Genomic DNA, 16,368 nt, shown 5'->3' on the forward strand with positions numbered 1-16,368 from the left:
TGCGGGTGGTGGTCACCCTCTCCACGAACGGCGAGCGGCCGATCCGACGTCAGGCGCCGAACTCGTGCCGCAGCGGGTAGTCCGAGACGCCGTCGACGGTCCGGGTCGCGAGCACGTGGTGCAGCTGGATCATGTTGCGCTCGAACCCGAGCCGGGAGCCGGCCATGTAGAGACCCCAGACCTTGGCGGTGGGCAGGCCGACCTCGGCGACGCAGGCGTCCCAGTTGTCGACGAGGTTCTTGTTCCAGCCCGTCAGCGTCTTGGCGTAGTGGACCCGGAAGTTCTCGTGGTGCTGCACCTCGAGGCCCTGGTTCTCGACCGCGGTGACGATGGTCCCGGAGCCGATCAGCTCTCCGTCGGGGAAGACGTAGCGGTCGATGAAGGCGCCCGCGGCGCCCTTGACGTTGTTGTGGTCGCGGGTGATGCAGTGGTTGAGCATCCGGCCCTGCGGCTTGAGCCGGTCACGGATGAAGCCGAAGTAGGCAGGGTAGTTGCTCACGCCGATGTGCTCGGTCAGACCGATCGAGCTGACGGCGTCGAAGCCGGTCTCGGGCACGTCGCGGTAGTCGGAGAAGCGCACCTCGGCCAGGTGGTCGAGGCCCTGCCGCTTGATCTCCTCCTGCGCCCAGGTCGCCTGCTCGCGGCTCAGCGTCACGCCGAGCGCCTTGACGCCGTAGTGCTTCGCGGCGTGGCGCACCATGCCGCCCCAGCCGCAGCCGAGGTCGAGCAGCCGCTGGCCCGGCTTGAGGTCGAGCTTGCGGCAGATCAGGTCGTACTTGTTCTCCTGCGCCTCCTCGAGGGTCGCGTCGGCGGTCGGGAAGACGGCACAGGTGTAGGTCATCGACGGGCCGAGCACGTACTCGTAGAACGTGTTGGAGACGTCGTAGTGGTGGTGGATGGACTCGGCGTCACGCTCCTGCGAGTGCCGTCCCCACCGCGCGACGGCGGCGACGTTGCCGCGCAGGGCCTCGGCCTTGTGCCGCCAGGCGGGCAGGTGCTCCTGCGGCGGCGGCTTGGGCGGGTTGAAGCTGCTGATCCCGAGGGTCCGGACCAGGCCCGCGATGTCGGCGATCGACGGACGCGAGAAGTCGGTCCGCTCGAGGATCTGCGCCAGCAGCGGGTAGGGGTCACCGGGGTGGGCGCCGTGCAGCTCGAGGTCGCCGCTGACGTAGGCACGGGCCAGGCCGAGGTCGCCGGGGGCGGTCAGGATGTACTGCAGGCCGCGCTTGTTGAGCACCTCGATGCCGTACGGCGAGTCGGCCGCGCCGGCCTGGCTGCCGTCGAAGGCGGTCAGCCGGATGGGCAGACCCCCCTCGAACAACCCGTTGATCGTGCCTGCGATGTCGGGTGTCGTCACCGCTTCTTCACCGCCTTCTCGTAGAGACTCGTGAGTCTGTGCTGGGGGTCGTACTTCGCCTTGACGGCGGCCAGGTTGGCACCGTCGTAGAGCGCGTCGAAGGTCTTCTGGTCGTAGAAGGCCTCGGAGTAGAGGGACTTGTGGCCGCCGAGCTCGTGGACCCTCGTCTCGATGGCGCGGTTCTTGGGCCCGTTGGGCGCGTCCGGCCCGACGTGGACCGTCCCCCAGAAGCCGACGTTGACGTAGACCTCGCCGGGCCGGAGGGGGTACGTCGGCCACTTCTGGTGCGCCACCAGGGGGCACAGCCAGACCGGCCGCATCCCGACCTCGCGGTCGAACCACTCGAGGAACGCCGGCAGGTTCTCGACGGGGACCTCGACGTCCTGGACGACGCGCTCGCGCAGCGGCCGGCCGGCCCGCCGGTCGAGCCGGTCGGCGATGTCGAAGCGGCGGTCCAGCCCGAGCAGCCGCATGTAGACGTCGCTGCGGCGCAGGCGCTTGGGCCAGAGCCGGCGGAGGGTCGGGTTCTGCGCACCGAACGCCCCCGAGCACCAGAACCAGTCGGTGTCCCAGCGCCACAGGTAGTCGTGGACGGTCAGCAGGTCCGTGGCGCGCTGCTGGATCGAGCGGTAGTAGACCTGCTGGCCGGTGTAGTCGCTGGGCGTCGTGCCGCCCGTCCGGTCGGTCCAGGTCGCCAGCGTCAGGTAGTACTCCCCCGGCGCGAACGCGACGCCGTCCAGGCCGTCGACCCGCGTGCCGTCGTACTCGCCGGCCGCGGTGATCTCCCCGATGGTCTTGGCGAGCAGGTCGGCGTCGTCGAAGCGGACGTGGCGGAGGCTGACGAAGCTGGGGACCTTCTCCAGCCTGATCCTGAGCCGGGTGGCGTAGCCGAGGCTGCCGTAGGAGTTGGGGAAGGTCTCGAAGAGGTCGTCGCCGGGTCGGGTGGTGACGACCTCGCCGGCGCCGGTGAAGACGTCCATCTCGACGACCGACTCGTGCGGCAGCCCGCTGCGGAAGCTGGTGGACTCGATGCCGAGCCCGGTCACCGCCCCGCCGAGCGTGATCGTGCGCAGCTGGGGCACGACGTAGGGGATCAGGCCGTGGGCGAGGGTGGCGTCGACGAGGTCCTCGTAGGTGCACATGCCCTGGACGTCGGCGGTCTGCGCCTCGGCGTCCACCTCGATCACGCCGCTCAGGCCGCTGACGTCGAGCCCGGGGGCGGTCGACGCGGCGCGCGCGCGGAACAGGTTCGTGGTCCTCTTGGCGAGCCGCACGGGTGCGCCGGCGGGGATCTGCGCGTACGACGCGCGCAGCCGCTCCACCGCCTCCTCATGCCGCCGCCAGGCGGTGGACTGGGTCCTGGACGGCGTCCCTCCGGTCGTCACGCGCGTCAACTTACTCCTCATCGTTCGCGTCCACGCTCGGGGTCCGCGGACCGGTGAGGAGCGACTCCGGGCGCTCCCCTATCCTCGACTCGCCCCCACCCCCGCCGAGCGAGGAGCTAGCCCGTGTCCACCGCTGCCGAGCGTGACGCGATCGCGACCCTGGCCGAGAAGGCCTGGCCCCACTTCGAGAGCAACCAGGTGAAATGGCGAAGCAAGCCCGTGACCCAGGCGCGCCTCGCCCTGGCGATCGAGGCGCTGCTGGTGCACATGCGCGCCAAGAAGCCCGACATCGCGACGATGACCGGTCTGACCGCCTACCGCGAGGAGGACGGCATCCACATCACCGTCGAGCTGGGGACGCTCCCGCTGGAGTGAGCCGGTCGTCCGGCGGGTACTACCTGCGGAAGCAGGTCGGCATCTCGGGGCTGGCACGGGGGTGTACCGGGAGGGTGTCGGTGTTCGAGCCGGAGTCCGAGGGACGCGAGCAGTCGTCCGAGGGTCAGTTCGAGGGTCAGTCCGCGGGACGGTTCGCGGGACAAGCAGCCGATGACCAGCGCGTCATCGACGACCTCTCGCTGGGGTCGCTGATCTACGGCTGGCACGACGACCGGCCCTCGGAGCCGGTGCACTTCGACATGGACCAGCACGCCTGGGAGCTGTACCGGCTCCCGGAGGACGCCCACGGCGCCGCGCAGGCCGCCCTCGCCAAGACCTCCCATCGCCAGGTCCACTGGCTGCTCGAGTGGCCCGGCCGTGACTGCGTCCTCCTCCGCCGCCCGCCGAGGGTGGACTTCCCGGCGATCGGTGGCTGGGAGCGGATGCGTCGGCGCCATGAGCTCGAGCAGAGGATGAGGGACTCGGTCGCGACGGTGGCTCGGCTCGACGAGACGCTGGAACGGGTGGAGGTGCTCGAGCCGCTCTACGTCGAGCGCACCCATCTCCCCGACCGCGACTGGGAGCGGACCGTCGCCCTGCTGTCCGACGGCAAGCAGATCGCGACCTGCCCCTGGGACTGGTACGAGTTCATCATCGGCGACTTCGTCGCCAGCTGCACCGAGGCGGTCCGCCGCGAGCAGTGAGCCGCTCCGCGTGGACGCGGGTCAGCGGACCAGCAGAAGGTCGACCTGGAGCTGCTCGACGACGACCTGGGGCTGCTCGTGCTCGTGGCGGACGTCGGAGCACCAGCAGCACCGCCAGCTGCCCGACGCCGCGCGCTCGGCCGCCACGTCGAGGACCTCCCGCGCGAACCGGACCGCCGAGCCCGGCAGGACGACGTCCGGCGTCGTCCGCGAGCGCACCGCCGCGCCCAGCTCGGCGACACAGGCCGCCGCGCTCGCGATCGCGAGGTCGCACTCGTCGCGATCCGCATGGCCACCGCTGGCGACCGCCAGCTCGACCGCCTTGGCCAGCGCGGTCAGCAGGCTGCAGGCATTCGCGAGCGCGTAGGACCGGTCCGGCTCGACGGACCTGCGGCCGATGCCGCCGTCGCACCGCACGAAGAGGACGGCGAACCGACGGGGCCATCGCTCGTCGAAGTACCTCTCGAGGACCTCCATCTCGCTGACCCGCGCCCGCCCGGCGTACAACGAGAGCTGGCTGGCGAGGACGCCCTCGGCGGCGGCCCGGTCCAGCCGGACGCCGCGGTGGCTGCACTCCTCGACGAAGGCCACGACCAGCTGCTGGAACTTCGGGTCGTCCTGCACCGCCATCGGTAGCCTCCTCCCGGATCGCCCGATCCTCGGACGCTAGGACGCCTGCGGGACCGGCGGGAGCGACCGATGTCGACAGTCCCCAATCTGCGCTATGCGCCGGCGCACCGGATGCAGGTCCGTGCGACGGGCCGGGCATCGAGCCGTCCCTCGCCGATGGGGCCGCCGCAGGTCTCGCAGATCCCGTAGGTTCCCGCCTCCACCCGCTCCAGTGCCGCGTCGACCTCCTCGAGGTGTCGCCGGCCCTGCCGGAGGAGCGAGTCGACCTGCGAGCGCTCGAACGCGATGGTCGCGCCCTCGGGATCGTGCTCGTCGTCGGCGTTGGTGTCGCGCGACGCCGCGACCACCGCGTCGAAGTCGTCGCGCAGGCTCGCCAGCCGGCGCAGGGTCTGCTGTCGCTCCTCGTCGAGGCGCCGGCGCGCCTGCTCGGGGTCGGGGATGTCGGTCATCGTCCGGTGCGCCGGTCGGCTCAGCGCAGGGTCGCGAGGTGGCTGGCGATCCGGCCGATCGCCTCTTCGAGCACGTCCACCTCGGGGAGGGTGACCAGCCGGAAGTGGTCGGGCGCGAACCAGTTGAAGCCGGTGCCGTGGGTGACCAGGATCTTCTTCGCCCGCAGCAGGCCGAGGACGAACTCCTCGTCGTCCTCGATCGCGTAGACCTCGGGGTCCAGGCGCGGGAAGCAGTAGAGCGCACCGCTCGGGCGGACCGAGGAGACGCCGGGGATCTCGTTGAGCATCCGGTCGGCCAGCATGCTCTGCTCGTAGAAGCGGCCGCCGGGGACGATGAGCTCCTCGATCGACTGGTAGCCGCCCAGGGCGGTCTGGATGGCGTGCTGGGCGGGGACGTTGGCGCACATGCGCATGTTCGCGATGAGGGTCAGGCCCTCGAGGAAGTCGGTCGCGAGCTCCTTCGGGCCCGAGATCATCACCCAGCCGGCCCGGTAGCCGCACACCCGGTAGGCCTTCGAGAGGCCGCTGAAGGTCAGGCACAGCACGTCGTCGCCGGCGTACGCCGCGGCGTGGTGGTGTGCCGCGCCGTCGAAGAGGATCTTCTCGTAGATCTCGTCGGCGAAGACGACGAGGTCGTGGCGCCTGGCGATGTCGACCAGCCCCTTGACGATGTCCTCGCTGTAGACGGCGCCGGTGGGGTTGTTGGGGTTGATGATGACGATCGCGTGAGTGTTCTCCGTGATCTTCGACTCGATGTCGGCGAGGTCGGGGTTCCACCCGTTCGCCTCGTCGCAGCGGTAGTGCACCGGCGTCCCGCCGGACAGCGTGACCTGGCCCGTCCACAGCGGGTAGTCGGGCGCCGGCACGAGCACCTCGTTGCCGTCGTCGAGGAACGCCTGGAGGACCATCGTGATGAGCTCGGAGACGCCGTTGCCGATGAAGACGTCGTCGACCTCGGTCTGGAGCAGGCCGCGCGACTGGTAGTACTGCGCGACCGCCGTGCGGGCGGAGTAGATGCCGCGCGAGTCGGAGTAGCCCTGGGCCATCGGCAGGTGGTGGACCATGTCGGCGACGATCGCCTCGGGAGCCTCGAAGCCGAAGGGTGCGGGGTTGCCGATGTTGAGCTTGAGGATCTTGTGGCCCTGCGCCTCCAGGCGCTGGGCCTCCTCGAGGATCGGACCCCGGACGTCGTAGCGGACGTTTCGCAGCTTCTTGCTCTGGACGATGTGGCGCACGGGCCCATCCTCCCGCACCCGCGGACCGCTCGGGTGGACCTACCAGTGGGATGGACGCTCGAAGCCGGGCGGCAGCACGGTCGCCCAGTCGCCGCGGGCGCTGCTGACCTGCATCTGCGTCAGGTAGATCGCCCGGCCGAGGTCGGCCCCGGCGAGGTCGGCGTCGCGCAGGTCCACGCCCAGCACGTCGCACCGCCACAACCGGGCGCCGGACAGGTCGGCGCCGATCAGGACCGCGCCGCGCAGCGTGAGCCCGGAGAGGTCGGCACCCGCGAGCGCAACGCCGCTGAGGTCGCTGCCCGGGCGTAGCCGGCCGGGATCAGCCGGCTCGTGGCCGCGGCGGGCGTGCTCGCTAGCGGCGAGCAGCAACGGCCGGGCCCGGTCGTACTCCGCGTCGACGTCGAGCGCGGCGAGCCGGTCCGGGCCGAGGTCGCTGAGCGCGCGGACCTGCTCGAAGCGCTCCACCAGTGCCTCGGCTGCATCAGCGCTGTCGCCGGTGAGCGTGATCGCCTGGTCGAGGTACCAGAGCAGCTCGTGCAGCCGACGCACCACCGGGAACGCCTGGAACATCTGCGTCCGGACGGCGGCGTCCTCGCGCCAGGACCGGCCGTCCGCCAGCCGCGACACCTTCTGGCCGGCGCCGAAGCAGTCGAAGACGGTGCAGCCCTTGAAGCCGAGCGGCCGCAGCTCGGCGTGCACCCGGCACGCATCGGCCTTGTCGAGGTGGACACAGGGCTCGCCGGCCGCCTTGTCGATCGGGAAGTCGGCCGAGCGGGCGAACGCGAGCGCGACGCAGCACAGCCCGAAGCAGCTCGAGCAGTCGGCGCCGAGGTCCTCCCGGGTGCCGAGCTCGATCCGCGTCCGCTGACCCACCGTCACGGACCCGCTCAGCTGGCCGTCGTCGTGGAGATGGTCCCTCGGGCGTCCCCCCCGTGGACGGTCACGCCCGCGCCGGAGAAGTCACGGACGATGGCGAGGTCGGCGTCAGCGACCCCACCGTCGCCGAGCACGACGACCGCCTGGAGCCCGGTCGAGCCGGACGCGACCGCCATCGCGACGCAGACGCCGACGGCGGAGACCTCGAGGGAGGGCAGCGACACGGTGGCCGCCGCATAGGTGCGGCCGTCCTGGTCGCGGACGGCCGCGCCCTGCGCGGCACCGGTCCGCGCCCGGGTGGCGCGGGCCAGGGTCACCAGCTTCTTGTCCTCGGTCGGCAGCTCGGGCGTCCCGGACGGCTCGGTCTCAGTCATCTCGGAGTGGCTCCTTCTCGAGTCGCTCGATCAGCACGGTGCCGATCCGGTTGCGGCGGCCGGCGGTCTCCTCGGCGGTGAACCGCAGGCCGTGGGCCTCGACGACCGATCCGGGGATCGGCACCAGGCCGAGGTGCTTGGCCATCAGGCCGCGCACGGAGTCGACGTCCTCCTCCTCGACGTCGATGCCGACCAGCTCGTCGAGGTCGTCGACCTGGAAGCGGGCCGGCACGCGGACGGAGCCGTCGTCGAACACCTGGGGCGAGACGTCCTCGGTGTCGTACTCGTCGGTGATCTCGCCGACGATCTCCTCGAGGATGTCCTCGATGGTGATGAGACCGGCCGTGCCGCCGTACTCGTCGACGACGATGGCGATGTGCTGGCGCCGGGCCTGCATCTCCTTGAGCAGCTCGTCGACGGGCTTGGACTCGGGCACCCAGTACGGCGGCCGCATCATCTCGTCGACGCGCTGGGTGAACTCCACGTCGGGCGCCTCGAAGTCACGCCGGACGACGTCCTTGAGGTAGGCCACGCCGACCACGTCGTCGAGATTGTCGTCGACGACCGGGATCCGCGAGAAGCCGCTGCGGAGGAAGAGCGACATGGTCTGCCGGAGGTTCTTGTGGCGCTCGATGTAGATCATGTCGCCGCGGGGCACCATCACCGCCCGCGCGGTGGTGTCGCCGAGCTCGAAGACCGAGTGGATCATCCGGCGCTCGTCGCCCTCGATCAGCGAGGACGCCTCGGCCAGGTCCACCATCTCGCGCAGCTCGGTCTCGGTGTTGAACGGTCCCTCGCGGAAGCCCCTGCCGGGCGTGAGCGCGTTGCCGGCCAGGATGAGCAGCCGCGGCAGCGGCCCGAGGACCGTCGTGATGGCCGTGACCGGGCCGGCGGCGAGCAGGGCGACCCGCTCGTTGTGCTGCCGGCCGAGCGTCCGCGGCGCGACGCCGATCGCGACGAAGGAGACCACCAGCATCACGCCGAGCGCGGTCAGCACGGTGGGCCACCACGACCGGTCGTAGAGCTTGGACAGCTCCAGGGCGACGAGGACGGTGGCCGCGATCTCGCAGAGCAGCCGCAGCAGCAGCACCGTGTTGAGGTAGCGGGGCGAGTCCTCGAGGAGGGTCACCAGACGCTTCGACCCCGGCCGGCGCTCCTCGTCAAGCTCCTCGGCGCGCGCGGGCGAGAACGACCCGAGGGCCGCGTCGGCGGCCGAGAAGAGCCCGGCCAGCACGACGAGCACGGCCGCCGTGACCAGCAGCCACAGTTCGCTCATCGGGTCAGTGGGTCGCCTCGCCGACGACACCCGGGGTCGGCGGCTTCGCCTGCGAGCCGAAGGCGGCCAGCAGCTCGGCCTGCAGCTCGAACATCTCCCGGTGCTCGTCGGCCTCGGCGTGGTCGTAGCCGAGCAGGTGCAGGATGCCGTGGGTGGTGAGCAGCTCGACCTCCGCGAGCGCGCCGTGGCCGGCTGCGGCGCCCTGCTTGGCGGCGATGGCGGGAGCGATCATCAGGTCGCCGAGGACGCCCTCCTCCGGCTCCTCGTCGAGCAGGCCGGGTCGCAGCTCGTCCATCGGGAAGGCGAGCACGTCGGTCGGGCCGTCCTTGCCCATCCACTGCTCGTTGAGCTCGGCGATGGTCGCGTCGTCGACGAGCTTGATGCACAGCTCGGCCTGCGGGTGCACACGCAGCCGGTCCATCACGAAGCGGGCCAGCTCCGCGAGGTGCACCTCCACGTCGGCGCCGACGTCCGCGTCGGACTCGTTGAGGATTTCGATGCTCACGGTCAGCGCCTCTCCGGGCCCGGCTGCTGGGCGTCGTAGTCGTCGTAGGCGGCCACGATCTTCCCGACCAGGCGGTGGCGTACGACGTCGTGGCTCGTCAGCCGGTTGAAGCTGATGTCCTCGACCTCGTCGAGGATGCCCTCCACGACCCGCAGGCCGGAGCGGGTGCCGCCCGGCAGGTCGATCTGGGTGACGTCTCCGGTGACGACGATCCGGGAGCCGAAGCCGAGCCGGGTGAGGAACATCTTCATCTGCTCCGGCGTGGTGTTCTGCGCCTCGTCGAGGATGATGAAGGAGTCGTTGAGGGTCCGGCCCCGCATGTAGGCCAGCGGCGCGATCTCGATCGTGCCCGACGCCATCAGCTTCGGGATCAGATCCGGGTCGAGCATGTCGTGCAGCGCGTCGTAGAGCGGCCGCATGTAGGGGTCGATCTTCTCCGTCAGGGTGCCGGGGAGGAAGCCGAGCCGCTCCCCGGACTCGACCGCCGGGCGGGTCAGGATGATCCGGTTGACCTGCTTGGACTGCAGCGCCTGGACCGCCTTGGCGACGGCGAGGTAGGTCTTGCCCGTGCCCGCCGGGCCGATGCCGAACGTGACGGTGTGCTTGTCGATCGCGTCGACGTAGCGCTTCTGGTTCAGGGTCTTGGGGCGGATGCTCCGGCCGCGGTTGCTCAAGATGTTGAGGCTGAGCACGTCGGCGGGCTTCTCGGTCGTCTCGGCCCGGAGCATGCCGATGATCCGCTCCACGGCCTCCGAGGAGAGCCCCTGGCCGGTGCGGATGAGCGTCACCATCTCCTCGAGCGTGCGCTCGATGAGGGCGATCTCGCCGGGCTCGCCGTGCAGGGTGATCCGGTTGCCCCGGACGTGCACGTCGGCGTCGAAGTGGGACTCGATCACCCCCAGGTGCTCGTCGCCCGGCCCGAGGACACTCACCATGTCCACGCTGTTGGGCACCACGACGGTGTGCTTGGTGGTCAGCTGCTGCTGGGGAGTCTCAGTCACGTGAGCTTTCTGGTCGACGGCGGGGGCCCCGCCGGGGCCTCCATGCTACGCGTGTGGAACACGGTCGCCCATCGGCTTTGTTCCGGCTCGGCTCCGGCTCGGCTCGGGCTCAGACCGGGAGCGCCGTGATCCCGCCCGCCAGCAGGTGCAGGTGGGTGTGGAAGATCGTCTGGCCGGCCTCGGCACCGGTGTTGAAGAGCAGGTTGTAGGCCTCGTAGCCCTCCTGCTGGGCGATGCCGGCCGCAGCGGCGACCAGCTCGCCGACGATGGTCGGGTCGGCGGCGGCGGAGGCGGCCGCGTTCGGTTGGTGGTCGCGCGGCGCGATCAGGACGTGCAGCGGCGCCTTGGGCGCGATGTCGCGGAAGGCCACCAGACGGTCGTCGGAGCGGACGACGTCGCCGGGGATCTCACCGGTGACGATCTTGCAAAACAGGCAGTTCGCGTCCGTTGCCACGCGCCGATGATGTCACACTGGTCCCATGCGACACAGCCCCGTGCTCGGAAACAGCACCCTGCTCCGCCGTACCTCGGCCCTCGCCGCGGCCGCCGTGGCCACGCTCGTCCTCGCCGGGTGCGGGAGCGACGAGACCCCGGTCGCCGAGGACCCGGCCGCCGAGACGACCACCGCTGTGCCGACCACCTCCGCGCCGGTCGAACCGACCGACCCCGCGCCGACCCAGACCAGCGCACCGGCCGACACCCCGGCTCCCGATCCTGACGCGCTGATCACCCTCGACACGCCGGCCGACGGCGCGACGGTGTCCGGCTCGTTCGACGCCAGCGGCACCGCGAACTCCCCGGAGGCCAACGTGCCGTGGACGATCCTCGACGGCAGCGGCCAGAAGGTCCTCCACGGGCACTTCACGGCCGAGGGCTGGATGGACAAGCTCTACCCGTACGCCGGCTCGGTGGACGTGTCGACGCTGGCGCCGGGCTCCTACACCTTCGAGGTCCGCGTCGACGACCCGTCCGGCGGCGAGGGCAAGCCGCCGCAGAAGGTGACCCGCTCGATCACCGTGCAGTGATCCTGCAGTGATCCTCCGGTGATCCTGCGATGATCCGCCGGTGAGGCTGTCCGCTCGCCGGCTCAACCGGACGCTGCTGCACCGCCAGCAGCTGCTCTCGCGCGGGACCGGGTCGCCCGCGGAGCTCGTCCGGCGGCTCGTCGGCCTGCAGGCGCAGGAGCCGTGGTCGCCGTACCTCTCCCTCGCCGCCCGCCTCGACGGCTTCGACCCGCACGCGGTCTCGCGGGGGCTCGAGGACCGGAGCCTGGTGCGGCTGCTCACGATGCGCGGAACCGTCCACCTCCTCACGCCCGAGGACGCGGTCGTGCTGCGCCCGTGGGTGCAGCCACGGATGGAGCAGGAGCTGCGGTCGGCGCAGAACCTGCGCTCGGTGCAGGGCATCGACCGAGACCGGTTCGGCGAGGCGCTGCGCGACGCGCTCTCCGACGGTCCGCTCCCCCAGCGCGACCTCGGTCCGGCGCTGGCCGCTGCCTTCCCGGGTGCGGACCCCACACCGCTCGGCGGCGTCGCCCGGCTCGCGGCGCCGCTGGCCCAGCTGCCACCGCGCGGCTGCTGGAAGGCGTCCGGCGGGGTGGTCTACGACTACGTCGACCGGTGGACCGGCCTTCCTCTCGCCGAGCCGGACGTGCCGGCGATCGTGCGCCGCTACCTGGCCGCCTTCGGCCCGGCGACCGCCGCCGACGTCACGGCGTGGTCGGGCGTCACGCGGCTCGGCCCGGTGCTGACCGCGATGGACGACCTGGTCCGGCACGAGGATGGGTCCGGCCGGGTGCTGTTCGACGTCGCCGAGGGCGAGATCGCCGACGAGGACGCGCCCGCGCCCGTCCGTCTGCTCGGCACCTACGACAACCTCTGGCTGTCCCACGCCGCCCGCGACCGGGTCACGACGCCGGAGCAGCGCAAGGCGTGGATGGGGGCCAACGGCGGGACGGGCAATGTGATCATCGTCGACGGGGCGCTCGAGGGCATCTGGCGCGTCCAGGACGGGCGGGTCGACGTCACCACGCTGCTCCGCACGCTGACCCCGGCCGAGCGGACGGGCCTCGACGAGGAGGTCGGGCGCGTGGAGACGCTGCTGGCCCGCTGAGCCGGCATGGGTCACACTGGCGCCATGGCCCTGGCGCAGGACATCCGCGAGCTGCCGGTCGTACCTCGCCTCGTGGCGGTCGGCGCGACGCTCCTGGGCGTGGTCGGAGGGTGCGTCGGCCTGGTCCTCGGCCTGCTCGCCTACCCGCCGACCGCGTGGTTCGCCGTCCTCGAGATCGGCGTCCCGTCGGCGATCCTCGGCGCGCTCCTCGGCCTCGCCGCGGGGGCTGCGGTCACCGTCGCCCGCCGCTCGCATCCCTGAGCCGGCCCGAGCGGAGGCGTCAGGACCAGCGCGACGTCCGTGACAGGAGCGCCGAGACGGCGGCCAGACCCGCGGTCGACGTCCGGAGCACCTCCGCGCCGAGCCGCACGGTCACGGCGCCGGCCTCCTCGAAGGTCGCCAGCTCCTCGGGGGCGAGCCCGCCCTCCGGGCCGACCACGACCAGCACCTCGCCCGACCCGGGCAGGTCGACCGACGACAGCGGTGAGCCCGACTCCTCGTGCAGGACGACCGCGACGTCGGCGGCCGCGACGAGCGCGGCCACGTCGGCGGTGCAGGCGAGCGGCGAGACGGTCGGGAAGAACGCGCGGCGGGCCTGCTTGGCCGCCTCGCGGGCCGTCGCACGCCAGCGGGCCAGCGACTTCTCGGCCCGCTCACCCTTCCAGACGGCGACGGAGCGGGACGCGGCCCACGGGACCACGGTGGAGACACCGATCTCGGTCAGCACCTCGACGGCCAGCTCGCCGCGGTCCCCCTTCGGCAGCGCCTGGACGACGGTGAACGCGGGGGCGGGCGCAGGAGCCGACGACACCTCGGTGACCGTCACGGTGAACACGCGCTTCCCCGTGGACGCCACCTCGCCGACGACCGAGGCGCCGGCCCCGTCGGTGAGCACGACCGACTCCCCCACCCGCAACCGGCGTACGGCGACCGCGTGGTGGGCCTCGTCACCGTCGACGGTCACCGTCGCGCCGACGGAGGCGTCGGCCAGCGACGCGACGAGGTGGACCGGGAGCGACATCGGGCCTAGTGCCCGTTGAACGCGTCGCGCAGGCGGCCGAAGACACCCTTGGACGAGGCCCGCAGCTGGCCGGTGGGGTGCTCCTCGCCGCGCAGCGTCGCGAGCTGGTGGAGCAGCTCCTCCTGGGCGGCGTCGAGGCCGGTCGGGGTGTCGACCAGCACCGTGACGATGAGGTCGCCGCGCCCGCCGCGCAGCCCGGGCACGCCGAAGGCGCGGATGACCTGGTCGGTGCCGGACTGGGTGCCCGGGCGGACCTCGAGCTCGAAGGAGGTGACCAGGTCGGGCGAGGACGTCTCGGAGGCGAGGTCGGCCTCGAGGGTCGGCAGGGTCATCACGGTGCCGAGCGCGGCGGCCGTCATCGGGACGTTGACGCTGCAGTGCAGGTCGTTGCCCTGCCGGGTGAAGAACGGGTGGCGGGCGACCTGGATCTCGACGTAGAGGTCACCGGCCGGGCCGCCGCCGGGACCGGCCTCGCCCTGGCCGGCGAGCTGCACGCGGGTGCCGTCGTCGACACCGGCCGGGATCTTCACCGTCAGGGTGCGGCGGGTGCGCACGCGACCGTCGCCGCTGCACTCGCGGCAGGGGTCCGGGATCGTCTGGCCGAAGCCTCGGCAGGCCGCGCAGGGACGCAGGGTGCGGATCTCGCCGAGGAACGAGCGCTGCACGTGGGCGACCTCGCCCGCGCCGCCGCAGGTCTCGCAGGTGACCGGCCTGGTGCCAGGTGCGGCGCCGTCACCATGGCACGTCTCACAGGTGACCGCGGTGTCGACCTTGAGCTCACGGGCGACGCCGAACGCGGCCTCGGCCAGGTCGACGTCGAGCCGGATCAGGGCGTCCTGCCCTCGACGTACCCGCGGGCGCGGACCGCGGCCCGTTCCCGCGCCGGGCTGGCCGCCGAAGAAGGCGTCCATGATGTCGGTGAAGGAGAAGCCGGCCCCCGCGCCACCGAAGCCCGCACCCGCGAACGGGTCGCCGCCACGGTCGTACGCCGCCCGCTTCTGCGGGTCGGAGAGGATCTCGTAGGCGTGCGAGACCTCCTTGAACCGCTCCTGCGCGACCGGATCCGGGTTGACGTCGGGGTGGTACTCCCGGGCCAGCTTCCGGTAGGCCTTCTTGATGGTGGCGTCGTCGGCGTCGCGGTCGACGCCGAGGAGCTCGTAGGGATCCAACGCTTTCGTCTTCTTCCTTGGGTCAGGCCTCGTCGAGCATGCGCGAGACGTACCGCGCCACTGCTCGGACCGCGGCCATCGTGCCGGGGTAGTCCATTCGGGTCGGGCCGACGACGCCGAGCGTCGCCAGGGCGGCTTCCCCCGGGCCGTAGCCGGTCGTGACGACGCTGGTCGAGGAGAACTGCTCGTAGGGGCCTTCCGCCCCGATGCGCACCGTCACCATGCCGCTCGAGGTCGCCTCGCCGATGAGCTTGAGCAGCACGACGTGCTCCTCGAGCGCCTCGAGCAGCGGTCGGACGGAGGTGTCGAAGCTGTCGCCGTAGCGGGCCAGGTTGGAGGCGCCCGCGACGGCGATCCGCTCGTCGGAGCGGTTGTCGGACATCGCCTCGACCAGGGTCTCGACCACGGCGTCCGCGACGCCGACCGTCGGACCCGGGGCGAGGGACCCGGGCAGTGCCCGCAGCCCGCTCGCCGCGTCGGCGATCACCTCGCCGACGGCGGCCCGGTTGACCCGGCTGCGCAGGTCGGCCAGCGTCTCCTCGTCGACCTCGGCCGCCAGCTCGAGCAGGCGCTGCTCGACCCGACCGGTCGAGAGGATCAGCACGACGAGGAGCCGGCTCGGCGTGAGCGCGACCAGCTCGACGTGGCGGACCGTGGAGCGGGCCAGCGTCGGGTACTGCACGACGGCGACCTGGCGGGTGAGCTGGGAGAGCAGCCGCACCGAGCGCTGGACGACGTCGTCGAGGTCGACGGCCCCGTCGAGGAAGCTCGCGATCGCCCGCTTCTCCGCCTGGCTCATCGGCTTGACCGTGGTCAGGCGGTCGACGAACAGCCGGTAGCCCTTGTCGGTCGGCACCCGGCCGGCACTGGTGTGCGGCTGGGCGATGTAGCCCTCCTCCTCGAGGACGGCCATGTCGTTGCGCACGGTCGCCGGGCTCACGCCCAGGCCGTGCCGCTCGACCAGCGCCCGGGAGCCGACCGGCTCCTCGGTCGAGACGTAGTCCTCCACGATGGCGCGGAGCACCGCGAGCCTGCGGTCGTTCTGCATGCGGCACCTCCTGCGCGACGTCTTGGCACTCACCGGACCGGAGTGCCAATGCTACAAGGGGCCCTAGAGTGCTCGGGTGACCGACACCGGGTTCGAGGAGATCGCCGACCGGGTCTGGGTGGCCCGCTACGCCTGGTGGGACGTCAACGTGACGCTCATCGGCGGGTCGAGCGGCCTCGTCATCGTCGACACCCACTCCTCCTCCGTCGCAGCGCGGCAGGTCGTGGACGACGTACGCCGGCTCGGCGTCGGCCCGGTCACCCACATCGTGAACACCCACGAGCACTTCGACCACACCTTCGGCAACGCCGAGCTGCGGGCGGCGTACGGCGACCTGCCGATCCACGCGACCGACGTGGCCGCGTCCCGAACGGTCGCGGCGGGCGAGCGGGCCAAGGCGACCTACGGCTTGGACCCGGCCGACCCGCGCGGGCCGGAGATCGTCGGCACCCCCGTCGTCGTCGCGGACACGACCTTCTCGAGCGTGGCCGTGATCGACCTGGACGACCGGCTCGTGGAGCTCGCCCACCCCGGTCGCGGGCACACCGGCGGCGACCTGGTGGTCCGCGTGCCCGACGCCGACGTCCTGCTGGCCGGTGACCTGGTCGAGGAGTCGGCGCCGCCGGCCGTCGGACCGGACTCGTTCCTGGCCGAGTGGCCCCAGACGCTGGAGGTGGTGATCCGGATGCTCACCGCGTCGACCGTCGTCGTGCCGGGTCACGGGCGGCCGGTCGGCCGCGACTTCGTCCTCGACCAGCACGCGGAGCTGGCCCTGCTGGTCGCCCAGCAGGAGCAGCCCCCGTCCGGCCCGTCCGGGCGGGCGATACTCCCGCTGGCCTGAGCGTCGCTGC

General features: G+C 71.9%; 20 protein-coding genes. 6 read left to right on the forward strand and 14 right to left on the reverse strand.

The genetic code is table 11. From position 1 onward, the window contains the following. Nucleotides 1–49: 49 nt before the first annotated feature. Together BM236_RS00155 and BM236_RS00160 are read right to left on the reverse strand one after the other, a co-directional pair. Nucleotides 50–1,357 carry a class I SAM-dependent methyltransferase gene (locus BM236_RS00155; RefSeq protein WP_091118882.1) on the reverse strand — a complete coding sequence of 436 codons (1,308 nt, stop codon included), beginning with the start codon at nucleotides 1,355–1,357 and terminating at the stop codon, nucleotides 50–52. Next, nucleotides 1,354–2,742 carry an FAD-binding oxidoreductase gene (locus BM236_RS00160; protein WP_245750041.1) on the reverse strand — a complete coding sequence of 463 codons (1,389 nt, stop codon included), beginning with the start codon at nucleotides 2,740–2,742 and terminating at the stop codon, nucleotides 1,354–1,356. Before BM236_RS00160 ends, BM236_RS00155 begins: the two co-directional genes overlap by 4 nt. A 123-nt stretch (nucleotides 2,743–2,865) precedes the next feature. On the opposite strand from BM236_RS00160, the gene BM236_RS00165 reads away from it, so the two are divergent. After that, entirely contained in the window at nucleotides 2,866–3,117 is a 252-nt protein-coding gene (locus tag BM236_RS00165) for a hypothetical protein (protein WP_091118885.1), read from the forward strand. 80 nt (nucleotides 3,118–3,197) lie between these two features. Further along, nucleotides 3,198–3,821 carry a hypothetical protein gene (locus BM236_RS00170; RefSeq protein ID WP_139229979.1) on the forward strand — a complete coding sequence of 208 codons (624 nt, stop codon included), beginning with the start codon at nucleotides 3,198–3,200 and terminating at the stop codon, nucleotides 3,819–3,821. A 21-nt stretch (nucleotides 3,822–3,842) separates the two neighbouring features. Here the strand turns inward: BM236_RS00170 and BM236_RS00175 are convergent, their stop codons facing one another. From BM236_RS00175 to BM236_RS00215, 9 genes are all read right to left on the reverse strand, one after another. Next, nucleotides 3,843–4,451 (reverse strand): hypothetical protein, encoded by a 609-nt coding sequence (locus BM236_RS00175; RefSeq protein WP_091118888.1) that lies wholly within the window; start codon nucleotides 4,449–4,451, stop codon nucleotides 3,843–3,845. A 92-nt stretch (nucleotides 4,452–4,543) separates the two neighbouring features. Then, entirely contained in the window at nucleotides 4,544–4,900 is a 357-nt protein-coding gene (locus tag BM236_RS00180) for a TraR/DksA family transcriptional regulator (protein WP_091118889.1), read from the reverse strand. Nucleotides 4,901–4,920: 20 nt separating this feature from the next. After that, nucleotides 4,921–6,135 (reverse strand): pyridoxal phosphate-dependent aminotransferase, encoded by a 1,215-nt coding sequence (locus BM236_RS00185; protein ID WP_091118891.1) that lies wholly within the window; start codon nucleotides 6,133–6,135, stop codon nucleotides 4,921–4,923. A 39-nt stretch (nucleotides 6,136–6,174) separates the two neighbouring features. Beyond that, on the reverse strand, nucleotides 6,175–7,014 hold the full coding sequence (locus BM236_RS00190) for a pentapeptide repeat-containing protein (RefSeq protein WP_245750042.1): 840 nt from the start codon (nucleotides 7,012–7,014) through the stop codon (nucleotides 6,175–6,177). 8 nt (nucleotides 7,015–7,022) lie between these two features. Further along, nucleotides 7,023–7,385: a cytidine deaminase gene (locus BM236_RS00195; protein WP_091118892.1), complete on the reverse strand. Its 363-nt coding sequence runs from the start codon at nucleotides 7,383–7,385 to the stop codon at nucleotides 7,023–7,025. Next, nucleotides 7,378–8,661: a hemolysin family protein gene (locus tag BM236_RS00200; protein WP_091118894.1), complete on the reverse strand. Its 1,284-nt coding sequence runs from the start codon at nucleotides 8,659–8,661 to the stop codon at nucleotides 7,378–7,380. The genes BM236_RS00195 and BM236_RS00200 overlap by 8 nt, the downstream gene beginning before the upstream one ends. 4 nt (nucleotides 8,662–8,665) lie before the next feature. Next, entirely contained in the window at nucleotides 8,666–9,166 is a 501-nt protein-coding gene (gene ybeY, locus BM236_RS00205; RefSeq protein ID WP_091118895.1) for an rRNA maturation RNase YbeY, read from the reverse strand. A gap of 2 nt (nucleotides 9,167–9,168) precedes the next feature. After that, nucleotides 9,169–10,101, reverse strand: coding sequence for a PhoH family protein (locus BM236_RS00210; protein ID WP_245750094.1), 933 nt, complete (start codon nucleotides 10,099–10,101; stop codon nucleotides 9,169–9,171). Between the two features lie 175 nt (nucleotides 10,102–10,276). Continuing rightward, nucleotides 10,277–10,621, reverse strand: a complete 345-nt coding sequence (locus BM236_RS00215) for an HIT domain-containing protein (RefSeq protein WP_091118898.1) — start codon at nucleotides 10,619–10,621, stop codon at nucleotides 10,277–10,279. A 25-nt stretch (nucleotides 10,622–10,646) separates the two neighbouring features. Here BM236_RS00215 and BM236_RS00220 point away from each other — a divergent pair, with 25 nt between their 5' ends. From BM236_RS00220 to BM236_RS00230, 3 genes are read left to right on the forward strand one after another with little or no spacing between them, the layout of a single operon-like run. Continuing rightward, nucleotides 10,647–11,192, forward strand: coding sequence for a Gmad2 immunoglobulin-like domain-containing protein (locus BM236_RS00220; RefSeq protein WP_139229980.1), 546 nt, complete (start codon nucleotides 10,647–10,649; stop codon nucleotides 11,190–11,192). Nucleotides 11,193–11,232: 40 nt separating this feature from the next. Then, entirely contained in the window at nucleotides 11,233–12,279 is a 1,047-nt protein-coding gene (locus BM236_RS00225; RefSeq protein WP_091118901.1) for a winged helix DNA-binding domain-containing protein, read from the forward strand. A 24-nt stretch (nucleotides 12,280–12,303) separates the two neighbouring features. After that, nucleotides 12,304–12,540 (forward strand): hypothetical protein, encoded by a 237-nt coding sequence (locus BM236_RS00230; RefSeq protein WP_091118903.1) that lies wholly within the window; start codon nucleotides 12,304–12,306, stop codon nucleotides 12,538–12,540. A 19-nt stretch (nucleotides 12,541–12,559) separates the two neighbouring features. On the opposite strand, the gene BM236_RS00235 is transcribed toward BM236_RS00230, so the two are convergent. From BM236_RS00235 to hrcA, 3 genes are read right to left on the reverse strand one after another with little or no spacing between them, the layout of a single operon-like run. After that, a complete protein-coding gene (locus BM236_RS00235) occupies nucleotides 12,560–13,300 on the reverse strand; it encodes a 16S rRNA (uracil(1498)-N(3))-methyltransferase (protein WP_091118904.1) in 741 nt (246 codons plus the stop codon). A 5-nt stretch (nucleotides 13,301–13,305) separates the two neighbouring features. Continuing rightward, a complete protein-coding gene (gene dnaJ, locus BM236_RS00240) occupies nucleotides 13,306–14,469 on the reverse strand; it encodes a molecular chaperone DnaJ (RefSeq protein WP_091118906.1) in 1,164 nt (387 codons plus the stop codon). Between the two features lie 22 nt (nucleotides 14,470–14,491). Next, nucleotides 14,492–15,517, reverse strand: coding sequence for a heat-inducible transcriptional repressor HrcA (hrcA, locus tag BM236_RS00245; protein ID WP_091118908.1), 1,026 nt, complete (start codon nucleotides 15,515–15,517; stop codon nucleotides 14,492–14,494). Nucleotides 15,518–15,593: 76 nt separating this feature from the next. Here hrcA and BM236_RS00250 point away from each other — a divergent pair, with 76 nt between their 5' ends. Continuing rightward, the gene (locus BM236_RS00250) at nucleotides 15,594–16,358 is read left to right on the forward strand and encodes an MBL fold metallo-hydrolase (RefSeq protein ID WP_091118909.1); all 765 of its coding nucleotides are present in this window, start codon (nucleotides 15,594–15,596) and stop codon (nucleotides 16,356–16,358) included. The last annotated feature ends 10 nt before the right edge of the window (nucleotides 16,359–16,368 follow it).

Origin of the sequence: Nocardioides terrae (genome assembly GCF_900112345.1) — a bacterium.
GTDB lineage: Bacteria > Actinomycetota > Actinomycetes > Propionibacteriales > Nocardioidaceae > Nocardioides > Nocardioides terrae.